The sequence below is a fragment of the Streptomyces sp. NPDC025618 genome, assembly GCF_055558795.1.
Genome location: NZ_JBVHLW010000002.1, coordinates 81,244 through 102,566 on the forward strand (window position 1 = coordinate 81,244; position 21,323 = coordinate 102,566).

18 protein-coding genes are annotated in these 21,323 nt (G+C 68.5%); 14 read left to right on the top strand and 4 right to left on the bottom strand.

Annotated features, from left to right (window positions below; translation table 11 throughout):
• Positions 1–68: 68 nt before the first annotated feature.
• Positions 69–302: a hypothetical protein gene (locus ACZ4A5_RS02515; protein ID WP_467577538.1), complete on the bottom strand. Its 234-nt coding sequence runs from the start codon at positions 300–302 to the stop codon at positions 69–71.
• A gap of 67 nt (positions 303–369) precedes the next feature.
• On the opposite strand from ACZ4A5_RS02515, the gene ACZ4A5_RS02520 reads away from it, so the two are divergent.
• The 11 genes from ACZ4A5_RS02520 (at position 370) to ACZ4A5_RS02570 (ending at position 15,706) form a co-directional block, all read left to right on the top strand.
• Complete coding sequence (locus ACZ4A5_RS02520) at positions 370–1,062, top strand: phage tail tube protein (RefSeq protein ID WP_467577540.1); 693 nt, start codon at positions 370–372, stop codon at positions 1,060–1,062.
• A 140-nt stretch (positions 1,063–1,202) separates the two neighbouring features.
• Positions 1,203–1,793 (top strand): hypothetical protein, encoded by a 591-nt coding sequence (locus tag ACZ4A5_RS02525; RefSeq protein ID WP_467577543.1) that lies wholly within the window; start codon positions 1,203–1,205, stop codon positions 1,791–1,793.
• Between the two features lie 62 nt (positions 1,794–1,855).
• Complete coding sequence (locus tag ACZ4A5_RS02530) at positions 1,856–2,128, top strand: hypothetical protein (protein ID WP_467577546.1); 273 nt, start codon at positions 1,856–1,858, stop codon at positions 2,126–2,128.
• A gap of 43 nt (positions 2,129–2,171) precedes the next feature.
• Entirely contained in the window at positions 2,172–7,121 is a 4,950-nt protein-coding gene (locus ACZ4A5_RS02535) for a phage tail tape measure protein (protein WP_467577548.1), read from the top strand.
• Positions 7,118–8,014: a phage distal tail protein gene (locus tag ACZ4A5_RS02540; protein WP_467577551.1), complete on the top strand. Its 897-nt coding sequence runs from the start codon at positions 7,118–7,120 to the stop codon at positions 8,012–8,014. The genes ACZ4A5_RS02535 and ACZ4A5_RS02540 overlap by 4 nt, the downstream gene beginning before the upstream one ends.
• Before the next feature lie 39 nt (positions 8,015–8,053).
• On the top strand, positions 8,054–8,983 hold the full coding sequence (locus ACZ4A5_RS02545; RefSeq protein WP_467577554.1) for a hypothetical protein: 930 nt from the start codon (positions 8,054–8,056) through the stop codon (positions 8,981–8,983).
• Positions 8,980–10,071: a hypothetical protein gene (locus ACZ4A5_RS02550; protein ID WP_467577557.1), complete on the top strand. Its 1,092-nt coding sequence runs from the start codon at positions 8,980–8,982 to the stop codon at positions 10,069–10,071. Before ACZ4A5_RS02545 ends, ACZ4A5_RS02550 begins: the two co-directional genes overlap by 4 nt.
• Positions 10,072–10,098: 27 nt before the next feature.
• Positions 10,099–12,330: a hypothetical protein gene (locus ACZ4A5_RS02555; RefSeq protein ID WP_467577559.1), complete on the top strand. Its 2,232-nt coding sequence runs from the start codon at positions 10,099–10,101 to the stop codon at positions 12,328–12,330.
• A gap of 326 nt (positions 12,331–12,656) precedes the next feature.
• On the top strand, positions 12,657–13,196 hold the full coding sequence (locus ACZ4A5_RS02560) for an RICIN domain-containing protein (RefSeq protein WP_467577562.1): 540 nt from the start codon (positions 12,657–12,659) through the stop codon (positions 13,194–13,196).
• A 360-nt stretch (positions 13,197–13,556) separates the two neighbouring features.
• Positions 13,557–14,510 (top strand): IS5 family transposase, encoded by a 954-nt coding sequence (locus ACZ4A5_RS02565; RefSeq protein ID WP_467578134.1) that lies wholly within the window; start codon positions 13,557–13,559, stop codon positions 14,508–14,510.
• Positions 14,511–14,614: 104 nt separating this feature from the next.
• Positions 14,615–15,706, top strand: coding sequence for an IS110 family RNA-guided transposase (locus ACZ4A5_RS02570; protein WP_467577564.1), 1,092 nt, complete (start codon positions 14,615–14,617; stop codon positions 15,704–15,706).
• Positions 15,707–15,765: 59 nt separating this feature from the next.
• Here ACZ4A5_RS02570 and ACZ4A5_RS02575 read toward each other — a convergent pair whose 3' ends face one another.
• From ACZ4A5_RS02575 to ACZ4A5_RS02585, 3 genes are all read right to left on the bottom strand, one after another.
• Positions 15,766–16,464, bottom strand: a complete 699-nt coding sequence (locus ACZ4A5_RS02575) for an alpha/beta hydrolase (RefSeq protein ID WP_467577567.1) — start codon at positions 16,462–16,464, stop codon at positions 15,766–15,768.
• Positions 16,465–16,555: 91 nt separating this feature from the next.
• Positions 16,556–17,134 carry a hypothetical protein gene (locus ACZ4A5_RS02580; RefSeq protein WP_467577570.1) on the bottom strand — a complete coding sequence of 193 codons (579 nt, stop codon included), beginning with the start codon at positions 17,132–17,134 and terminating at the stop codon, positions 16,556–16,558.
• A complete protein-coding gene (locus tag ACZ4A5_RS02585) occupies positions 17,131–17,982 on the bottom strand; it encodes an endonuclease/exonuclease/phosphatase family protein (protein ID WP_467577573.1) in 852 nt (283 codons plus the stop codon). The genes ACZ4A5_RS02580 and ACZ4A5_RS02585 overlap by 4 nt, the downstream gene beginning before the upstream one ends.
• A 306-nt stretch (positions 17,983–18,288) precedes the next feature.
• On the opposite strand from ACZ4A5_RS02585, the gene ACZ4A5_RS02590 reads away from it, so the two are divergent.
• The 3 genes from ACZ4A5_RS02590 (at position 18,289) to ACZ4A5_RS02600 (ending at position 21,313) form a co-directional block, all read left to right on the top strand.
• A complete protein-coding gene (locus ACZ4A5_RS02590; RefSeq protein ID WP_467577576.1) occupies positions 18,289–19,263 on the top strand; it encodes a pentapeptide repeat-containing protein in 975 nt (324 codons plus the stop codon).
• 178 nt (positions 19,264–19,441) lie between these two features.
• The gene (locus tag ACZ4A5_RS02595; protein WP_467577579.1) at positions 19,442–20,128 is read left to right on the top strand and encodes a hypothetical protein; all 687 of its coding nucleotides are present in this window, start codon (positions 19,442–19,444) and stop codon (positions 20,126–20,128) included.
• 822 nt (positions 20,129–20,950) lie between these two features.
• Positions 20,951–21,313: a hypothetical protein gene (locus ACZ4A5_RS02600; RefSeq protein ID WP_467577582.1), complete on the top strand. Its 363-nt coding sequence runs from the start codon at positions 20,951–20,953 to the stop codon at positions 21,311–21,313.
• Positions 21,314–21,323 lie beyond the last annotated feature (10 nt).

Genomic DNA, 21,323 nt, shown 5'->3' on the forward strand with positions numbered 1-21,323 from the left:
GCCGTTCGCCTGTTGATCGACGCGGTCGTCCCCGCGCCCTGACCTCGGCACAAGCTGGTCCGCGCTCATCAGACGTCACGGCGATTCGACAGCGCCGCCTGGGCCAGCGGGGTCAGCGTCTCCGTGTACAGGCTGCCGTCCTCGGTGGTGAGGCCGACGATCCACCCCTTCGTGATGAGGGAGCGGAACGCCAACCGGTCCTTCTCGGCGATCTCGGACTCCGCGACCTGGGGACTGTCCTCCAAGCGGCTCGCCACGTGGAACAGGATGCGCTCCTCGTCGCTGGTGATGTTGAAGTCCACGCCTCGACCGTAGGTCCGCCCGCGCGGTCCTGCCCGCTGAGCTGCGCAGTTTGCCGCCGGTGGCCGTATGGTCGTCTACGTGCAGCGACCACGGTCGCCCGCTGGCCGCTGCATCCTCACCGCGGAGGCCCCCGCGCGGACGTCCGGCCACATCGGTGGCACGGGCCGGTTCCCCCGACACGACGTCGAGGGACGGGGCCGCCGTTTCTTCCCCCTTTCATCGCACGGCTGCCCGTCCCGGAATCGGACAGCAGTGCAGGTACAGAAATTCTCCAGACGCGGTGTGACACGCGTCCTGTGGCTGGCCAAGATCAGTGACGGCAGCCACGTCCCGACGCGGGCCGAGCTGACCGCTGGCACGGATCTCACCGACGCGGTTGCCGCGATCGACGGGTGGTCCCTGTCGAACAAGGCGATCGAGACCCCGACCCTCGGGTCGACCTTCGAGACGAAGATCCCTGGCGCCGATGAGGCCGACGACTCTTCGCTGACCTTCTACGAGGACCAGGTCTCCGACCAGATCGAGCAGTTGCTCACGAAGGACGCGACCGGGTTCGTGACCATGCTCCGCAAGGGCGACGTGCCCGGCAGCCGCAGCATGGACGTTTTCCCTGTCCGGGTCGGCAGCCGCTCGGCGCAGTACTCGGTGGACAACGAGGCCGCGAAGTTCGTGGTGTCCTTCTCGATCACCGAGAAGCCGGTCCAGGACGCGGCCATCCCGCCCGCGGTCACCGCCCCGGAACGCCCCGCCAAGGAGTAACGGACCCCCCTGTTCTCCCGGCCGGGCGTGGCGCAGCAGCGTGCTCTCCCCTCCTCTCCGTTCACGGCGCGCGGCCGCCCGCGCCCGGCCGGTCTTCTCCCTCTCCCTCTTCGTCGCGCGTTCTCCTGGAGCCACCCCGCATGACCACCCCCACCCCTCACACCGTGTTCAACCCGCCGGCCGAGACGGTCGCCCGTGATCCGCACTGGGCGGCGAAGATGGCCCGGCTGCGGGCCCGGACTCTGCCAGAGCAGACGCTGGTGCTCTGTGACGACCCGGCGGTGCGCGAGCATCTGGACGCCGCGAAGGCGGAGGCCGCCCGGTGCCGCACGGTCGACGCGGCTGCCGGCCAGCAGGACGGCAAGGAGACCCGCCGCGCCGAGGCCGCGGTGGCGAAGGCGCAGGAGGCGTTCGACGCGGCCGCCCTCAAACTGACGTTCCGGGCCCTGCCCCGGCCGGTGCTGGACGGGCTGATCAAGCAGTTCCCACCGTCCGAGGAGCAGGCCGAGGCCGGGGATCTGTGGAACCCGGAGGCGTTCCCGGCGGCCTTGATCGCGGCGGCGCATGTGGAGCGTGACCCGTCCGGCCAGCCGGTGGAGGGCCTGACTCCGGCGGAGGCCCAGGAGTTGCTGGACGCGTGGCCGATCTCCGAGTCGAACATGCTCTTCCAAGCGGCGTGGCAGGCCCAGCAGCTTACCCGGGCCAGCACGGTGGAGCTGGGAAAAGGCTGATCGCTGACGTACAGCTGCGCGATGAGCTGGAGCTGTGCGACCGCTACGGCATCCCCCACTCCGTGTTTCTCGGAGTCGGGGACGGCCGGTGGACGGACACCGACCGGGCGAAAGCCCTCGCCTACGCCGCCTACCGGCGGACAGTGTGCGGCCACTGCGGGACCCGGGCCGCCGAGTGGGACGAGGACCGGTTCGCGTACGTGACGACAACAGTCCGGTGCGTGGGGTGCGAGCTGATCTCCCGGGAGCAGGACCAGGTGCCGGACGGCCCGGACGGGTACGGCGTGCGTATCGGGCTGGTCCCCCGGGAGGTGCGGCAGCAGCACGGGCAGTAAGGGGCGTTAGGCGGGGCGCGGGGGAGAACGGGCGCCGACTCCGGTGTCGAACTACACGCTCAGCGTGCAGATGCGCGCTGACGCGGCACAGCTTCTCTCCGCCGTCCGGCAGGCCGCGCAGGCCATGCGGAGCCTGGATCGCGGGGTCCAGGCCCTCAACCGGAACCTGAACCAAATCCGCTCCGGGGCCTCCGGGGCGGCCGGCGGCCTGCGTGACCTCGGGCGGCAGTCGGCGAGCGCGGGCGCAGGCCTGCGGCGCCTCGGCTCGGACGGCCACGCCTCCATGGGCCGTCTCCGGCAGGGCGTGTTCTCGGCCCGGCAGGAACTCCACCACCTACGCGGTCTCCTGATCGGCGGCGGCATCGTCGCCGGTCTCCACGAGATCGCCAAGGAGGGCAACGAGTACCAGCGCGCGATCAACAAGTGGGGGGCCGTCACCGGCGCTTCCGGCGCCGAGATGATGCAGGCATCCGCGAAGGCCCGCGAACTCGGCGCCGACCTGAAGATCCCCGGCACCTCCGCCGCCAAAGCGGCGGACGCGATGCTCGAACTGGCCAAGGCGGGCCAGACCTCGGCGTCCTCGATCGATAACGCCCGCGCCGCGATGCAGCTCGCGGCGGCCGACAACCTCAGCGCCGCCGACAGCGCGAGGTTCCTCGGCGACATCATGGACCAGTTCGGGCTCAGCTCGAACAACGCGGGCCGGGCCGCCGACGTGCTCGCCGCCGGCGCGAACGCTGCGTCCGGCGGCCTCCAGGACATCTACTACGCGATGTCCTACACCGGGCCCGTTGCCGCCCAGTTGGGCGTCTCACTGGAGGACACGGCCGCTGCCGTCGCCATGCTCGCCCGCGCGGGCATCCTCGGCTCGAAGGCCGGTACGTCCCTGCGGGGAATGCTCACCAACCTCGCGAAACCGACCGCGCAGATGCGGGAGGGGCTGCGGGACATGGGCATCGAGGCGTGGGATGCCCAAGGAAATTTCAAGGGCCTTCGCACCGTCATCGAAGGCTTTGAGCAGGCTCAACACAGGATGTCCCAAAAGGACTTCCTGGGTGCACTGTCGAAGGTCGTCGGCAAGCCCGCGCTCGCCGGCGCCGCCGCCATGGCCCACCAGGGAGCCGCTGCCTTCGACCAGATGCGGTCGGCCGTCTCCCGAGTAGGGGCGGCCGGGGAGATCGCGGCGAGCCAGACCAAGGGATTCGCCGGTGCGCTCACCCAGCTGAAATCCCAGGGCAAGAACACGGGCCAAGTCCTCTACGCGGCGGCCGCGCCGGGCCTGGAGAAGATCACCCGTCTGGCGACCAGGGGCCTCGCGGCTGCGACGCCGTACATGGAGTCGGCCATCAAGTACGGGCAGAACCTGGTCACGCTGCTCGGGCCACGCGTCTCCTCTTCCGTTGAACGGGGCTGGGCGAAGGTCAAGCAGTCCTTCAGCGGCCTGGACCAGCCCGTCAAGCAGACCGCGTTCACCGCCGCCGCGTCCGCGCTGAGCGTCCTGGTCAACGCCGGCAAGGCCGCGATGGAGGTGCTGCGCAACCTCGGCGCCGCGCTGTCCCCGATCGGCCGGGCCCTGTCCGAGGTGAGCGACGGCGCGGGGGCCGGGGCCGGTGCCCTGGGCACGCTCACCACCGCCCTGAACCTGGCGCTGTCCGCCCTGGGCACCGTCTCGGCCGTCCTGCGCCCGATCGGCGAAGCCGTTGGTGGGATCGTCCGCGCGTTCGCAGCACTGCCCGGCCCTGTACAGACGGCGATCACCACAATGATGCTCGCCACCAGGGTCAACCCGGCCCTGATGACGATGAGCAGAAACGTTTCCGGCCCCGTCGTCGGCGCGTGGCGGTCGTTCGGCGACCAGATGCGGGTGCAGCAGCAACTCGCCGCGAACTCCGGCCAGTCCATCGGCCGCATCGGCCAGGCCCTCGCGGTCCTCGAAACCCGCGTGCCCGTCGTCGGGCAAATGACCAACGCGTTCCGGTCCGCGGAAGGCCGGATCAGCGGCGTTGCCCGCGCCATGGGTGCCGGACTGGGCGGCGCGGCCCGCGGCCTGATGGGCGCGCTCGGCGGCCCGTGGGGCGCTGCCCTCACCGCCGCCGGTGTCGGTTTGTCGCTGCTCGCCGACCACCAGCAAAAGGCCGCGCAGGCAGCCGCCGAGCACCAGTCCCGCATCAGCAGCCTCACCCAGGCGCTGCGGGAATCCCACGGCGCAACAACCGAGAGCGTCCGGGCCGCAGCAGTGCAGAATCTCATGGAAGCGAAGGTCTCCGACGGGAAGAAACGTCTCGTCGACGTGATGGAGAAGGCCGGTGTCACCACCCGGCAGCTCACGGACGCCTATCTCGACCAGGGCGGCGGTCTGGACGCCCTGGAGAAGCGGCTCCGGGACACGGCCAAGGAACAGACGAAATGGCACACCGGCATGTCCGGTGCGTGGGAGGACTACACGGAGCAAGGCGTTGCCGCCGCCCGCGCAGCGGATGCCATCAAGTCCGTCAAGGGCGAGATGCAGAAGGCCCAGAAGGACGCGCGGAACGTCGCCGATGCTGTCGGGTCCAGCGGCAAGGGCGCCGCCGACGCCGTCGGTCCTTTCGGCCGGTTCAGCGATGCCATGCGCCGCCTTTCCGACACCACGGCGGATGCGGATAGTCGGGCCCGCGCCCTGCACGACGCCCTGAACGTCCTGGCAGGCGGATCGGTCAACTTCTCCGCTGCCGAGGCCCGAATGAACAAGGCAATCAGCGACGCCAAAGACAGCCTCAAGAATGGAGTGGACGAGTCCGAGGGGTTCGGTAAATCCCTCCTGAACGTTGACGGTTCACTGTCCACGGTTACACGCAATGGCCAGCGGCTCTACGACACGTTTCAGAGCCTTTCCAGTTCAACGGCAGAAGCCTCCCTGGCGGCGTTCCAGTACGCGCAGACGCAGGGCAAGACCGTCCCGGAGTCCTTGCAGGCCGCCCAGGACCAGATGAGCAAGGCCCGTGCGTCCGCAATCGAGACCGCCCAAGGCTTCGGCCTAGAGGCAGATCAGGCAGCGAAGCTCGCGGACGCGGCCGGTCTTGTGCCGAGCAAGGTGTCGATCCTCCTCCAGGCCGCCGGCATGGACCCTGTCATGGCCCAGCTCATGGCTGTCCAGCAGGCATTGAAGGCCACGCCGGACCAGAAGACGATCACGGTGTCGTCGCTCGACAACGACGCGAGGTCCAAGCTGGAGGCCCTCGGCTTCAAGATCAGGGACCTGCCCAACCGGGAAGTCTCGGTCACCGCGCCGACCGACGGAGCGCGGTCGAGCCTGGATTCGCTGATCTCCAAGATCGCCGCGACCCCAGGCGCGAAGCACGTCGCGATCTCCTCCGATACACAGTCGGCCGTCTCGGCTCTGGAAGAGCTCAAGAGCAAGCTCGCCACGACGCATGGCAAAGAGGTCACGGTCACAGCCCCGACCCAGGAGGCGCGAGACCAGGTCGAGAAGCTTGGCTTCAAGATCGTTGACATCAAGGACAAGGAAGTCACTGTCTCTGTCCCCACGGGCAATGCACAGAGCCAAGTCAGCTCCATTCAAGGGGCGATTGACAGCCTGAGGGACAAGACGGTCACCGTCACGATCGTCAAAAACGAGGTCACCAACTCCAGCGGTGGCGGCGCCAAGCATGAGGCGAACGGCGGTGTGCTGGAGTTCTACGCGGACGGCGGCGTTCGCGAGAATCATGTCGCCCAGATTGCGAAGGGCGGAACATGGCGGGTATGGGCGGAGCCTGAAACCCATGGAGAGGCGTACATCCCTCTCGCCTCAACCAAGCGCACCCGCTCCAAGGCCATTCTGTCCGAGGTTGCCCGGCGCTTCGGCGGTGAAGTCGTCTACCACGCCTCCGGCGGCATGACCGACTGGACATACACCCCCGGCGGCGGCCCCCAGGTTTTCACACCCTCGGATGTCGCGTCGAAGTCCACACGCAAGAAGGGCGACAGCGAAGTCTTCGACATCGGCCTGTTCGAGAAGAACCTGGGCAAGTCCGCCGCCCAGGCCGAGGAATGGCGTAAGAACCTCACGATCATCTCCCGCAAGGCAGGCAGTGACGTGGCTGCTGCCCTGGAGCAGATGGGTTCCGAGGGTGTCGACGTCGTCAAGAAGATGGCGAACGGCAGCGACAAGTACATCAAGGAGATGTCGCAGAACCTGCGGAAGCTCTCCGGCACCGCCAAGGGGGCCTTGTCGGACTACAGCGACAAGCTCACCTCGGCCACGAAGAACAACGAGGAATTCCAGCGAAACCTCGCTGAACTGACTAACGCAGGTTTCGGCGACCTTGCTTCTCGGCTGGCCGCCCAGGGAGACGACGCGGCGAAGGCTGTCGCCGCCGAGGCAGTGCGCGACCAGGGCAAGGCGAAAAAGGCCAACGACGCCTCCTGGGCCGCCGGGCAGGTGCTCGACGGCGAGCAGATGGCAGACCTCCTGAAGATCCTCGGCGCGCTCGGACCCAACCGCGGAATCCACACCGTCGCCGACGCGACGGGCCTGGAGGAGGACCGGCTTATCACCGTGGCCAACGCGGGCAAGGACCACATCAAGCGGGCCGGCACGAAGGCGAACCGGTTCCTCAACGACCTCATCAAGGCGAACGCGGGCAGGGCGTACGCGAACGGCGGCCTGTGGGAACCCGGCATCTACTCTTCCCCGCCGGGCCGTGACGGGCTGATCAAGTTCGCGGAACGCTCGACGGGCGGCGAAGCGTACCTGCCGCTCGGCCCGGCCAAGCGCGGCCGCTCGACCGCCGTCCTCGCGCAGGTTGCCGACAAGTTCGGCCTGGCAGTGGCGCCACGGAAGCTCGTCGATGCCGCCGGGTCGCGCATGCAGGTCGTCGTCGTGCACCAGGCCCCGGCGATCGGCACGCAGACGATCAACGTCTCCGGGTCCTCGGCGACACCGGAGGGAATCGCTTCGGCAGTCGCCTACCAGGTGCGCCGGGCCAAGCGCGGCGGGGTGCTCCGATGAACGCACCCGTACTCGAGGACTGGCAGCTGGACCTCGGCGGCGTCCTGCTCGGGCACAACACGTCTATCCCGGTCGCGGAGATCGAAGGGCTCGGTCGGCCCGACGGGCGCGGGGAACTCACCGACCAGCCCGGCGCCGACGGCGTCTGGGCGGCCCCGGACTGGTACTCCGAGCGCAAGATCCGCATTGACTGCGCGGTGAAGACCCCAAGCGACGCGGCTGCTGCCCGTGCGCTCGTGGAACAGCTCCAGGCCGCGGCCGATCCGCCCGGGGTCCGTACGGTCGGCGGCGCCGTGATGCCCCTGCGCATCAAGTGGCCCGGCGCCCCGGCGAAGGTGCTGTTCGGCAGGCTCCGGAAGCTCGACCCGGAGTGGGCGAAGGCCGCATTCGGCTGGGTCCCGCTCGACGTCGAGTTCGCCGCCACCGACCCCTGGTTCTACGGCGACGCCGAGCAGCAGATCTCCCTGCGGCTGGGCTGGCTGTCGTCCGGAGGGTTCACCGCCCCGGTGCAGGCCCCCATCCGGGTCTCCAGCGGCGAGTCCGGCGGGCAGCGCCGGCCGGGCTGGGTCACCAACCAGGGCGACGTCGCGACCTGGCCGGTGATCACCGTGTACGGGCCGTGCGCGAACCCGAAGATCACCCAGGTCGAGACCGGCCGGACGCTCAAGGCGCAGGTGTCGCTGGATGAAGGCCAGTGGCTGCGCATCGACACCCGGCCCGGTCGGCGGCATGTCGTCCGCGACAACGGCGGCAACGTCCTGCTGACCCCGGACTCCGACCTGGGCGCGTTCAGCATCCTCCCGGGCCGAACCGAGGTGCGGTGGACGGCCTCCGACCCGACGGCCACCTGCCGACTGACCGTGGCGTGGCGCGACGCCTACCGGTCCCTGTAACCCCTCCCCCACTTCAGTACGTTCAAGGAGTTCACCACCATGACGCTCGTCCAGGCGCCGCTGCTCACCAACGGGGCCAGCCACAGCGCACAGACCTTCCGGATGATGATCCGCGGCCTCGCGCGGGGCGGTGAGGGCATCACCGAAGGCCCCGACCTCAAGGTCCAGCCTCTGTCGACGCCCGGCGCCGGTGTCGTGGTCGGCGAGGGCTCGGCGATCATCCGCGGCAAGGCGGCCCTGTGGCAGGGAAGTTACAGCGCCTACAACATCGGCCAGGAGATCGTCCCCGTCCCCCCGGCCGGAGCGACGCCCCGCTCGGACCTGATCATCCTGCGCGTCACGGACCCGGAGTACGAGGGCGGCCTGGACCCGGCCAAGGACAAGATCAACACGTTCGAGGTCATCCCCAACGTGAACCCCACGACCACGAAGGTCCCGGCCGGCATCACGGGCATCCCGCTCGCCCGCGTCGACATCCCGGCGAAGACCGGCGCGATCACCGCCGGGATGATCACCGACGTCCGCCGGGTGGCCAACCCCCGGCGCGAGCGCACCCTGTACACCGCGTACCCGCGCAAGCCCAACGAGCTGCGCAAGACCGACGACAAGTACGTGAACTGGCCTGGCGAGGCCCGGTGGATGCTGCCCGTCCCGGCGTGGGCGACGCAGGCGGCCATCGTCATGACGATCGCGGGCCTCCGCTTCGAGGGGGCCGATGTCTTCGGCGCCATGCAGATCTGCCTAGGGGCCCGCGAGGGCGAGGACACGATCCTCGACGACGACCAGAAGGACGTGCGGCGCATCACGGCCGTGATCGCGGACAGCATGCTGGTCCTGCCGGAGTACCGCGGCACGACGCAGCCCCTGTTTCTCCAGACGCAGCTCAACCCGAGGCACACGGGCTTCCTTCAGGTCGACGAAGGCACGTCCATCGTGTGTGACGTCGAGTGGACCGAGGGACCGGTGTGACCTACCGGTACCTGACGCAGGACGCGCTGACGGGCGAGTGGCTCACCCTCGATCTGCCGCTCACCGACGTCGAGTTCGGACCGCAGCTCAACGGACCCGGCCATTTGAAGGGTGAGTTGGCGCCCCGGCTCGCGCACACGTCGATCGACCTGGTAGACCCGGGCAACACGCTGATCTACGTGGAGCGGGACGGACTGCTGCGCTGGGGCGGCATCATCTGGCAGGTCGTCCCCGAGGGCAACGCCCTCAAGATCGAAGCCTCCGGGTGGACGTCGTACCTGCGCCGGCGGCACGACGTCGACGGGGAACTCGGCGGGCGCGCCCCGTACGTGTACACGGACCCGTGCCAGATCGCCCGGGACATCGTGGCCTACGCCCAGTCGGTCCCCGACGGGAACCCCGGGATCGCGGTGGACGACACCGTGTCCGCGGCGAAAACCGGCACGCCGGCCGACCCGTGGCATTCCCGCTGGTGGGAAAACCCCAATCTCGGCGACCAGTTCGACAGCCTCTTCAAGCCCGCCGGCTCCCCGGATCACACGTGCACGGTGCACTGGGACGCCCGGCACCGCCCGGTGCGCCGTATCCAGCTGGGCTACCCCCGGCTCGGCGCCCGGCGGACCGACATCTACTTCTCCACCGGCATCAACATCGTCGGCAGCGTGCCGGTGACCTACAGCGCGGACGAGTACGCGCAGGTCGTCATCGCCACCGGAGTCGGCGAAGGCCGGGCCAAGCAGCGGTCCACCGACGCCGTCCGCAACAACCGACTGCGCCTGGAGAAGGTCCTCGACCTCCCCGAGGTCCGCGGCGTCGATGTGCTCGCCGAGCGGGCCCGCGCCGAGCGGACCTGGCGGCAGGTGATGGGCGCCGTCGAGCAGATCACCGTCCGCGACCACCCTGCCGCCCCGATCGGGGCGTGGCAGGTCGGTGACGACGTCCACGTGACCGTCCGCGACCAGTGGACGAACTTCTCCGGCTGGTGCCGCATCACCGGCTGGACCGTCCACCCCGAGACCCCGGGCGGGGAGAGCGCCACGCTCACCCTCGACCCGGCCGAGTCCTACCACTACGGACTCTCTTCTTAACCCCCCACAGAACAGGAATACCCCCTCATGCCCGAAGACATCGGCCGCCGTCTCGCGCGCCTGGAGCAGCAGGTCACCGCGATATCCCGCGCCCCGAAACTCACCAACGCCTCGCTGGAGGACGCCACCCTGGAGGTCTACGACGACCAGGGGTCGCTGCGCGCCCTGGTCGGGCAGCAGCCGGACGGCACCAGCGGCGTCACCGTCGTCAACGGCCCCGTCCCGCCCGTGCCGGCCAAGCCGACCGTCACCTCCTCCCTGGGCACCCTCGTCGTCGCCTGGGACGGCAAGTTCGAGAACAACGCCGTCTCCCCGCTGGACTTCGCCCGCGTCGAAGTCCACATCGGTGCGGTTCCGGACTTCGAACCGGACGCCTCCACGCTGCGCGGCACCGTGGAGACCGCGCAGGGCGGAACCGTCACCGTGACCCTCGGCTACCAGCAGTGGTGGGTACGCCTGCGCACCCGAAGCCTCTCCGGTGCCACCAGCGCCGCGACCACTGCCGTCGTTGGGGAGCCCCGCCAGGCCCGCACGGCGGACATCGCAGCCGGGGCGATCACCGCGGACAAGTTGAGCATCGGCAGCACCGGCAACCTCCTGCCCGACCCCGGGTTCGAGACGGGGTTCACCGAGTCGCGTCTGGCGGACCTGGGCATGTCCTGGGCCAAGATCGAGGGCGACGGTGCCGACTCGCCGTGCTGCCTGACGATCGCCACCACGGGCGGCGAACCCCGTTGGATGCCCTACGACCCGTTTGCGGTGAATCCGGGCGACATGTACTGGCTGGGCATCCACTACCGCTGCTCGAAGGCGTGGGTGGGCTCCGGAGTCGGCATCTCCCTGGTGTGGCGAGACGCCAGGGGAAAGATCCTCAACACCAGTTCGGTGACCGCCCCGGAGCCGAAGGCCGACGGGCAGTGGCGGCGCATCTCCGGCAAGGTCCGCGCCCCCGAGGGAGCCGTCCGCGCCGAGGCGCGGCTGGAGAGCACCGGCACGGCTGGCTCGGTCTCCTTCGACAACGCCGAGGTCCGGTCGGTCATGACCAGCGCGGTCACTGGTGAGCGGGCCGAGATCGCCCCGGACGGCGTCCGGCTCTATGACGGGCAGGGCGAGCAGGTCATCTCTCTCGTCACCGGCGCCCCGAACTACCTCAGCCTGACGAGCCACGACGGCACCTCCGTCGCGTCCATCGGCGAGGACGGCGCTGCCGGTTTCCAGTCCCTTGCCGTCGCCGGGAAGCTCACGTGGCGCGGCGACAACCTTGAGACCATCCTCGACCGCCTTCCCCGAGGCGTGATCGCCTACAACCGTCAGGCCGCCCAGGTGACGACCACCGCCACGGAGGTCGGCTGGGTCGAGCTGCCCTTCGAAGCCGACCCGACCCGCATGTACCGCATCGTCCTGGACGCCCACGCGATGCCATCCGTCGCAGGCGGCGAGCTGCGCCTTAGGCTCCGCGACGGCGGCACCAAGGCCCCGGATCTGAACTCGCCGATGATCCAGAGCGCCGTCTACCAGCTGACCCGCAACACGTCCTGGCAGCGATGCCGCCTCGAACTCGTGCGCTCCGGCGAAGCCCTCGGGGCAGGTCGGCACCGGCTCCTGTTCACCTACGACAACAAAGAGGGCCCCAGCGGCCAATACGTCCGCATGATCGGCGGGGAGTCCAACCCGGCGGTTCTGTACGTGGAGGACATCGGCCCGAAGATACCCGAAACTGGCGGGCTCAACGCGGTCGGCGGCTCCGGCGGCACCAAGCCGGACCCGAAGCCAGTCCCGCAGCAGTACACCAAGACCTACCAGGCCGCATGGTCCGGCTCCTACGACCGCCGGTCGAACCTAAGCGACTTCTACGGCGATAAGCTCCTCCAGGGCTACTACTCCGAGAACCACGGCACCCTCGCAGCACTGGCCGGCTTCCCCACAGACGTAGCCAGGGACCTGGCAGGCGCCACGATCCAGAAGGCGGAAGTTTTCCTCTACTTCGATCACTGGTACAGCAGCTCCGGCGGCACCGCGGTGATCAAAACCCACGGACACGGATCACAGCCCAGCTCGTTCTCCAGCTACAGCTCCGCAAAGTCGGTGAGCTGGGGACGCAACGAGGGCAAGTGGGTCGACATCACCGACATCTTCGACCCGGCCAAGTCGCGGGGCATCGCTCTGGACCCGAACAGCACTTCCGACGCGTACTACGGCCGCGCGCACGGTGTGGGACAGGCCAATCCGCCTGTCTTGAAGGTTACGTTCACCCGATAGGGCCCTGAGGGCTCTGCCCTGCATCAGCTCTTGATGGCCCCGCTCGACGGCAAGTGGGGCCATCAACGACGAACGATCGGGGACCCCGCGCTCAGTGAATATGCGCAGTTACGATCGCCTGGACGCAACCCGGAACCTACTCCGGCTGTCTGATTCAGCCCGTAGCCACACTGCGATTACCGAGTGCATAGTGGACACGAGGCCGTGGACAACGGTGAGGGGAGTAAGGGCAAGGAGACTTCTGAAACGCCCTGTTCATCGGCCCTCGGCACCCACTCTGCAACAGCATCCCTGGTCAATCGGATGATCCGAGGGAGATTTCGCGCATGAGACCTCGCCTGAACCATCGGCTTGGACTGTTGGCAGCGGCGGCCGGAATCGCGGCATTGGCCCTGCCTGGTACCGCCACCGCGAGCGAAGCGACGCATAAACCCGCTGCGCAAAGCGGTGGATTTACTCTGCGGAGTCTTGCTGCTGATGGCAATAAGTGCGTGGGACTGGCTAACGGCGGAAGCACCGCCAACGGCACAGAACTGGTCCTGTGGGACTGCCACAAACACGCTGACCAGTGGTGGTCTCTCAGCCTCGTTGGCAACGTCTGGGCCTACCACAGTCAGGCTGACCCCAATAAGTGCGTGGGGCTGGCCGATGGCGGGAGCACCGCCAACGGCACACGCTTAGTCCTGTGGAACTGCCACTACCACCTTGATCAGCAGTGGTACGGAAACGGCGGCGAGCTTCGCAGCAACGCTGCCGCTAACAAGTGCGTGGGGCTAGCTGATGGCGGGAGCACCGCCAACGGCACACGCCTGGTTCTGTGGAACTGCCACGGACACATCGATCAGCAGTGGGCGGCAGGCGACTGAGAGGCGCCAGGGCGCCCAGCCACGGGATCCGCCTGACCTGCCATCAGTAGACCCGGCGCGAGCTGCGCAACAGCACCTCCGACACCTACTACGACCACGCCCACGGCGTCGGGCAGGCCAATCCGCCCCAGCTGAAGATCACCTTCGACAGGTAGAACCCCCTCACCGGCCCGAAGCAGAGTCTGCTTTGGGCCGGTGAGCTACCTGGGAGCGGCTACAGAAACGAGGCGGGCCACGGAGGCGACAAGGTAGCCCATCGCGTCCGGAAGCGTCCGCCTGGTCGACTCGGTGTGGTGTGCCACAGGGATGCTCCTAGGCCGTGTATCGAAAATGGATCTTGCGCGCTGAATGATCGTGGTCATGGGGCGGGGAGATCTCACGGATGAGCAGTGGGCGTTGCTGGAGCCGTCGTTGCCGAAGCGGGCCAAGGCAGGGCGACCGCCCGCCTGGTCCCGGCGGCGGCTGATCGACGGCATACGGTTCCGGGTGCGGACGGGCGTTCCGTGGCGGGACATACCCGTCGAGTACGGGCCGTGGGGCCGGATCTACGACCTGTTTCGTCGATGGCAACGGGACGGCACGTGGCACCAGGTCCTCACGCGGCTCCAGTCCCTGGCCGATGCGACGGGTGCGATCACGTGGGACCTGAGCGTCGATTCCACGGTGTGCCGCGCCCATCAGCATGCAGCCGGGGCCCGGAAGCATGGTGACCTGCAGAAAGAACCACCAGGCGGTGTCTCCTCCGAGCCTCGCGATCACGGGCTGGGACGCTCACGCGGCGGGTTCACCACGAAGCTGCACCTGGCCGTCGAGCAAGGTCAGAAGCCCATGTCGATCGTGGTGACCGCCGGGCAGCGTGGGGACTCGCCACAGTTCGAACCTGTTCTGGAAAAGGTGCGCGTGCCCCGTATCGGAGCGGGCCGGCCGCGGGTCCGTCCCAATCGAGTGCGCGCTGACAAGGCGTACGCCTCCCGCAAGAATCGCGCCTACCTGCGCCGCCGCGGGATCCGCTGCACCATCCCCGACAAGGCCGACCAGGCGCGCAACCGCCAGAGACTCGGATCCCGCGGCGGTCGGCCGCCACGCTTCGACCCAGTCGACTACCGCGAGCGCCACGCGGTCGAGTGCGCGATCAACCGCCTCAAGAGGCACCGTGCCGTCGCCACCAGGTACGACTGTGAGGATGTGGGGGTGCCGCCCCGGGCGGCGGTCTGGCCCGAGGTACGACTGGCGTTGCCTGCCTTGAGTTTGATCTGCCGACTGCCGTCTGGGGCGGTGCGTGCTGCCGCCGGACCGGTGGGTGTGTCCCGATAGGGGCCTTCGCGACAGGCACCGTCACAGTCCTGACCACCGCACCCGGCCCGGCGTCGGCCACCGGTGTCCCCCATGTGCTCAGGAGACAGGCGACCGTGCCCAGCATGCCCCAGCCCACCCGCCCCCGTCATCACACGGCCGAACACGCTGAAGACGTCATCCTCGGCGTGGACACTCACAAGGACGTCCACGCTGCGGCGGTGATCACGACTACCGGAGCCATGCTGGACACCCGCAGCTTCCCGACGACGAGGGAGGGCTACCGGCAACTTCTGTCCTGGGCGCGCTCCTTCGGCCGTCTGCAGCGGGCCGGCGTCGAGTGCACCGGCTCCTACGGTGCGGCGCTGACACGGTACCTGCACCGCGAAGGCATCACCGTCACCGAGGTCAACCAGCCGGACAAGGCCACACGGCGCCGGCGCGGCAAGACGGACGCGATCGACGCGGCGGCTGCCGCACAGGCGGTGCTTTCCGGCCGGGCCACCGCCGCTGCCAAGACCAGCGACGGCCCGGTCGAGACGATCCGCATGTTCAGGATGGCCAAGAGCTCCGCGATCAAGTCGCGCTCGCAGGCGATCAACCAGCTCAAGGCCGTCCTGGTGTCAGCAGACCCTGCTCTGCGGGAGTCGCTGGCCGGCCTGAGCAACCCCAAGCTCATCCGACGGTGTTCCGGGCTGGAACCCGCAGACGGGACAGCCCCGGCAACGGCAGCCCGCCACACACTCCGGCTGCTGGCACGGCGGATCCAGCACCTCACCGAAGAGGTGAACGACCTCACCGCACGGATCACCACTGCGATCACGGCCTGCGCACCGAAACTGTTGGACCGCTACGGCGTCGGCCCGGACACCGCTGCCGCGCTGCTGGTTGCGGCAGGAGACAACCCGGACCGGATGGGCAGCGAGGCCTCCTTTGCCGCACTCTGCGGCGTCAGCCCGGTGGAGGCATCGTCCGGCAAGACCCAGCGCCGCAGGCTCAACCGCGGCGGAGACCGCCAAGCCAACTCCGCGCTCTACACCATCGTCCTGGCCCGCCTGCGCTGGGACGCCCCAACCCGCCACTACCTGGAACGGCGCATCAGCGAGGGCAAGACGCGCCGCGAAGCCATCCGCTGCCTCAAACGGTACGTCGCGCGAGAGATCTACCAGACGATCGCCCCGCCCAGGAAGAACAACGCCCCATCCTCAACCGGTTGACATCCATAGGGGCATCAAGCTGGCGGTCCGATATGAGGCGACCGTCTTGATCGCAGCCATCAACGAGTGGTTGTGACTTCCTGGTTTCGCCTGGGCGGGATGCGGGTGCTGAGCAGTTCTCGCAGGAGTTCCACGAGGAGGTCAGGCTGCCCCACGAACGGGGAGTGGCCTGTCTGCCATTCGCGCACGTCGGTGCAGCGCGAGGCCATCGTCCGCTGGAGGCCGGGGTTGATAGCCCGGTCCTGTGCGCAGATGACGTAGGTGGAGGAAGTTTCCTTCCAACTGTGGTGCTGGGGGACTCCTCGTCCGCAGCCCGGGGCTTGCGCACGCAGCAGACCGACCGCCCGCGCGGCGAGGGGTTCAGGACAGTCGCCGTAGAGGGTGTCGACAGCCAGGCCGGGGTGCAGGGTGGTCGAACCGTCCGGCTCAGCGACGATCGCGTCCTTGAGCTGCTGGGACGCACCGCCCAAACCGGCCGCGCTCTCACCGGTATCCAGCACGAACGCTGCCAGATAGACCAGGTGTGCCACTCCGCAGACCCCTGTGATCACCGACCCTCCGTAGGAGTGGCCGAGGACGAGCGGGGGCTCGGGCAACGCGTCGATGACGGCCTGGACGGCGGCGGTGTCAGCAGCCAATGAGCCGCGGTGGAGCTCAGGCACCGCAACCTCGGTTCCGTCGGTCCGCAACCGTTCCGCCAAGACCGCAAAGTGCTCGGGACGGTGATACAGGCCGTGAACAAGCACCACAGCAGCCAACTCGTCCGTCTCCTCAGATCGATACCAGACCGGTGAGCCTAGCCCCGAACGACGGTCACCCCATCACCTTGATCCACTTTCGATACACGGCCTAGGAGATGGTGCTGGTGATAGCTCCCGGGCTTGCGGGCTTGGGGGCAGATGGCAGTGCGGCAACGATCTCCTCGTCGAGCGCGCCGAGCACCTGCTTCAGCCAGGCTGCGGCGAAGCGGAGATCGGAAGGCCCCGGGACGCCGCCGCCCATACCGAAGGGAATGTCTACGGCGCCGATGGGAGTGTTCAAGACCGGAGGTGCGTCTCGGTGGAGCACGCGAGCAGCGACCCGGCACATGACGGGTTCCGCATCGTGGACCCGGTAGCCGGCCGCGCTCAGCCCATCGGCGATTAGCTTCTTGATGGTGAACGGCTCGTCGTTGACGTCGAGGCCACCGTCCAGCACGTCGCGCAGCACACCCATGGAGACTGCGGCCGACTCCTGGCTCTGGGTGTGGTGCAGGGCGTACAGGATGAGCGCGAGCGAGGCGAGGCCGCCGAGGGGTGCCCGCTCCGCGGGGTCGGTGGGCCAGCTCGGCGCGAGCAGCTGGGCTGCGCGGCGGACAGCGGCCCGCCATTCCAACGGGGAGTCCGCGGGCAGCAAGTCCCCCATGGCCTGGGGAAGGGCGGTGGTCATCGGTAGCTCCATACGTCGCTGTTCTCGGCCCTGGACAGGTCGAGTTTGGCCCAGATGCCCCGGTGGTCGGAACCGGTGTCGACGACGCCGTAGTCGGTGATGCAGGGCACGAGGGCGTCGCTGGCGAGGATCCAGTCGATCCGGTCGTCGCTGCCGGTGCGTCCCAGCAGGTTCTCGTCACCGGACTCCTTGTAGAGGTGCCAGGCGACGTCGACAAAGCCCTTGCCCGCGATCCGCCAGGCCACGCTCCGGTCGGGCTTCGGCGGACCGGGGTTTTCGGGGTCGGTGACCTGGAGCCGGGAGCCCTTGTTGTACGGGCGCATCCGCTCGTACGCGGGTTCGGGGCCCGCGACGGGCGGGTAGTTGAAGTCGCCTCCCAGGATCGCGAAGCCGCCTCCGGCTCGGTGAACCCGACTGCCCATGAACGAGACTTCGCTGGCGGCGCGCACGGGGTCGTAGGGGGTGAGGTGCACGCTGCCGGCCGTGAGGGTGGCGGGGAGGCGTGGCAGGTTCCAGCCGACGACTTCGAATCCATGGTGAGTCTCGTGGGCGGAGAAGTCGTGGTTGAGGTAGGTGCGGCGGCCCATGGTGTCGCGCCGGTACATGGTGACGGGGCCGAGGCCGGAGGGACTGGGGGCGAGGATGCCGTCCATGCCGAGGTCGTGTTCGGCCCGGATCAGGCGGGCGTGCCCATCGGCGGACCACCCTTCCGCTTCCTGCCCGAGAAGGACGTCTGGGCGGACGCTGTTGATCGCTTCGGCGAGCTGCGGCCACCGATCCTCGATCGCGCCGCTGGAGTGCTTCCAGCCGCCTCGCCCGAAGTTCTGCGACATCACCGTGATCTGCATCGGCGCCCCCTGTGGCTCATGTTCGAGCGTCACGGTAGGCGGTTCGCCCGCGTGCCGACGGCGCATCTCGGGGGCTGGGGTGATGATGGCCGGATTCGTGTGCTTGCGGGCCGGGTACATGGGCGTTGCGGCCCCGGAAGCCCGACTGCCCCGCGCCGTCGGGACGCGGGGCAGTGGCGAGTGCAGCCAGCACTTGGGGTGTTGCCTCCCACCGTACGTACTGCCACTGACAATCCGGCTTCACGCTGTGTTTCGTGCTCCACGTCCACGGCCCAGAGCATGCGGCCACCAGGGGGAACGCCCGTGATGCAGCGCACGAAGGCAGCCATGACTCAGTTGTGGCTCAAGGGGCTCGGGGCAACGGTGACTGTGGTCATCTGCCTCAGCGGGATCGTGGTGCTCTTGTGGCGGGCCCCCTGGGTCCTCGATCGACTGGAGCTTCGGCAGCTGGGGGACTCTGCGAAGGCAACGGTGGTCTCAGGGTTCCGGAACTCTCTTGCGATTGTGGTGGCCAGTACGGTTCCAGCTGCCGGCCTGGTGGTCGCGGCCCGGACGTTCAAGCACACGCGTGACAAGGACCGCCTAGAGCAGGAGTTGGCTCGTGAGGCGCAGATTGCCGACCGGTATGTGAAGGCTATGGATCTTCTCGGGTCCGCGGCGCTGGCACAGCGGCTCGGCGGGGTCCATGCGCTGGAGGGCGTCATGCACGATTCGGAGAAGCATCATGACACCGTCGTCCAGGTGCTGACGGGCTTCATCCACGAGCGCGCCCCGCGTGATCCGGAGAGCCCAGGCGGCACCCCGGCCCCGGGTGATGTGCGCGCGGCCCTGACCGTTCTGGGACGGCGGCCCCAGCGTGACAACGAGATGGAGATCGACCTCAGTCATGTTGACGTGACCGGGGTCGACCTTAACAACGTCCGTCTCGACCGGGTGCTGTTCGTCGGCAGTCGGTTCGACGGGGCGGTGCTGATTGGGGCTGTTCTGGCGGGGAGCAGTTTCTACCAGGCGTCGCTGCGCGGGGTCGTGGCGCACACTGCTGACCTCCGGGGTGCCCAGTTGTCCGAGGCTGATCTCCGCGACGGAGATTTCGGCGGCGCAGACCTGACGGATGCCCTGCTGGAGCAGGCTGATCTGAGGGGCACCTTCCTGCGCGGTGCTCGGCTGAGTGAATTGGGCACAGCGAGGATCGACGAGTCCACCGTGCTCGACGAAGCTGTGGCCGGTGCTGTTGGTGTCGGGCCGGGCTGCACCGAAGAGGGCGAAAACGTCCACATATAGGGAAACGGTAACCAGGGCGGTGGCATCGGCCTCGAAAGCGGGTCTCACCGAGGGTGGTACGTGGCCGCGATCCCTCGTTGTCGGTTGGTCTCGGCATCGTTCGGGGGAACTGCCGGACGTGGGGGCCTGCGCGCCTTTAGACTCCGGGACCACGGTGGGCGAGGTGTAGAGGAGCGTCATGCCGACGGTGGTGGTGGGGTTCCGGCTGGGTAAGGACGCGACGGGGTACCAGCTGACGGCGATAGCGTCCGAGACGGGCCGAATCCACATCAACCACGGGCTCTACGGGCGGCCCGGCCGTACGGAGCGCGCCACCATGCCCACCGAGCCGAATGCCGCGCACCGCGCCATCGCTTCGCTGCGGGAGGTGCACGCCAAGAAGATCCGCCAGGGGTACACGCGGACGTTCATCGCCCCGTCAGCCGTGCGGCTGGATGTCGACGAGACCGTACCAGCGGAGCGATGCCCGGAGGTCCCTTCCCCCGAGCTGGTGGAGGCGTTCGTGAGCATCGCGCTCGCCGGGCCATCGGAGGCCGGGTTGGAGGATGCAATCCGGGCCTTCTACAAGGAGGTCGGCTCCCCGGTGCGCCCCCAGCATTTCGAGCGGCTGGCCCGTGCCGGCATGCCGTCAGCTCCGTTGCCGCCGCGGGTTGCCACGCTCCTGCGCGTGCTGTCCCACGGTGATGTGGTGGCGTCTCCCGCGCGGTCGGCTGTGGGGTACATGGTGAGCGCGGAGGCAGTGCGGCTTCGTGTCGGGCGGGCCGGTGAGGATCTGGATCACGCGGCGGTCGTGGAGCTTCAGGCGGCGTTGTCGGCGTGGCTGCGCCTAAACCCGCACCCGCACCGGCCGAAAACTGTCACATAAAGGAAAACTGTCAGTTCAGTCCCGCTGAGGCGCACCGAGACGATGCCCGCAGGTCTGCGAAACGGGCACAGGATGTATCGGTTGGCGTGGTGCGTACCGGGCCGAACGGGGTGCCGGTACGCCCGTTGTCCACAGAGGGGGTCAGGTTTCCACAAGTCCCCTGCGAATAACGGTGATTGGCGTAGCATCGCATGTGCTGTCGCACAGTGCACTCCCACAAGGGCGCCCCGGGCATCCGCCAGGGGCAGGAGCCTCCACGGGCTCCGCTGATAGGGCCTTCACGGGCCCTTGACCAAAGGGAGGCGCACCCATGGCCATGCGGCAGCGCGTGCGGGGGTGGCTTCGCAAGTTACGGTCCGGGGGCAGCAAGGCCCTCGACTGGATCGAGCGGCGCCACCTGGCCCTGACGGTGCTTCTGGCTGTCGTGGCACGGTTCTTGCTGTAGCACCACCTCCCTGCGCCTAACAAGGAGGTGGTGGTCCAGAGGCCGCCCGCAATAGCTGCTCCGGCCGGGGTCTCGCCAGGCCGGAGCAGCTCGCTGCCTTCTACGGGCCGTGGCTCGGCATCGTCCCGTTCAAGCTGTCTCTCGACCACTTCGGCCGGGGACTGTCCAAAGTCAACCGACTCTTAAGACTTGCACACGCGTCAGGGGTGCGCACCCGTCTAGGTAAATTAGTACACGCCGGAATCGGGGAGGCTGACTCTTAAGACCCGACGAGCGAACCTGCCGTGAAACCAGCCCGCTTTCGCTGTCGAGCAGCGTTCCCGGCTCGTGCTCGTACGATCGTGTTCGACGCGCGGGGTGCCGGGAGAGTGATTGCGGTGTCTGTGCCGCCGCCGGGCGCCGAGCCCACGCTGTGGGAGCTGCACCGTGCGGTGTCGCAGCTGCGCGAGGACCTGCGTGGTGATCTGGCGCAGCTCGCGACCCGTTTGGATCAGGTGGTGACGGAGGACGTGTACCGGGCGGATCAGCGGGCGGTGGAGCAGCGGATCGCCCAGGCGGAGGCGGGGCTGGCGCATCTGCGTGGGGACCATGAGCAGATGGCGGAGCGGGCCGGGCAGCAGCGGCGCGAGGACCAGGAGCATGCGGCGGCGACCCGCCGGCTGGTGCTGAGTTCGTTCGTGGCGCCGCTGCTGGTGATGGTGGTGCAGTTGTGGCTGGCGTCGAAGGGCACCGCTTCCTGAACCGCCTGCG

Excerpts from the sequence above, each read along its gene's own strand:
- ACZ4A5_RS02525 (WP_467577543.1), top strand. The coding sequence starts at position 1,203 with ATGACCACCCCCACCCCTCACACCGTGTTCAACCCGCCGGCCGAGACG.
- ACZ4A5_RS02520 (WP_467577540.1), top strand. The coding sequence starts at position 370 with ATGGTCGTCTACGTGCAGCGACCACGGTCGCCCGCTGGCCGCTGCATC.
- ACZ4A5_RS02590 (WP_467577576.1), top strand. The coding sequence starts at position 18,289 with ATGCAGCGCACGAAGGCAGCCATGACTCAGTTGTGGCTCAAGGGGCTC.
- ACZ4A5_RS02585 (WP_467577573.1), bottom strand. The coding sequence starts at position 17,982 with ATGCAGATCACGGTGATGTCGCAGAACTTCGGGCGAGGCGGCTGGAAG.
- ACZ4A5_RS02565 (WP_467578134.1), top strand. The coding sequence starts at position 13,557 with ATGGGGCGGGGAGATCTCACGGATGAGCAGTGGGCGTTGCTGGAGCCG.
- ACZ4A5_RS02580 (WP_467577570.1), bottom strand. The coding sequence starts at position 17,134 with ATGACCACCGCCCTTCCCCAGGCCATGGGGGACTTGCTGCCCGCGGAC.
- ACZ4A5_RS02595 (WP_467577579.1), top strand. The coding sequence starts at position 19,442 with ATGCCGACGGTGGTGGTGGGGTTCCGGCTGGGTAAGGACGCGACGGGG.
- ACZ4A5_RS02555 (WP_467577559.1), top strand. The coding sequence starts at position 10,099 with ATGCCCGAAGACATCGGCCGCCGTCTCGCGCGCCTGGAGCAGCAGGTC.
- ACZ4A5_RS02545 (WP_467577554.1), top strand. The coding sequence starts at position 8,054 with ATGACGCTCGTCCAGGCGCCGCTGCTCACCAACGGGGCCAGCCACAGC.
- ACZ4A5_RS02570 (WP_467577564.1), top strand. The coding sequence starts at position 14,615 with ATGCCCCAGCCCACCCGCCCCCGTCATCACACGGCCGAACACGCTGAA.
- ACZ4A5_RS02540 (WP_467577551.1), top strand. The coding sequence starts at position 7,118 with ATGAACGCACCCGTACTCGAGGACTGGCAGCTGGACCTCGGCGGCGTC.
- ACZ4A5_RS02560 (WP_467577562.1), top strand. The coding sequence starts at position 12,657 with ATGAGACCTCGCCTGAACCATCGGCTTGGACTGTTGGCAGCGGCGGCC.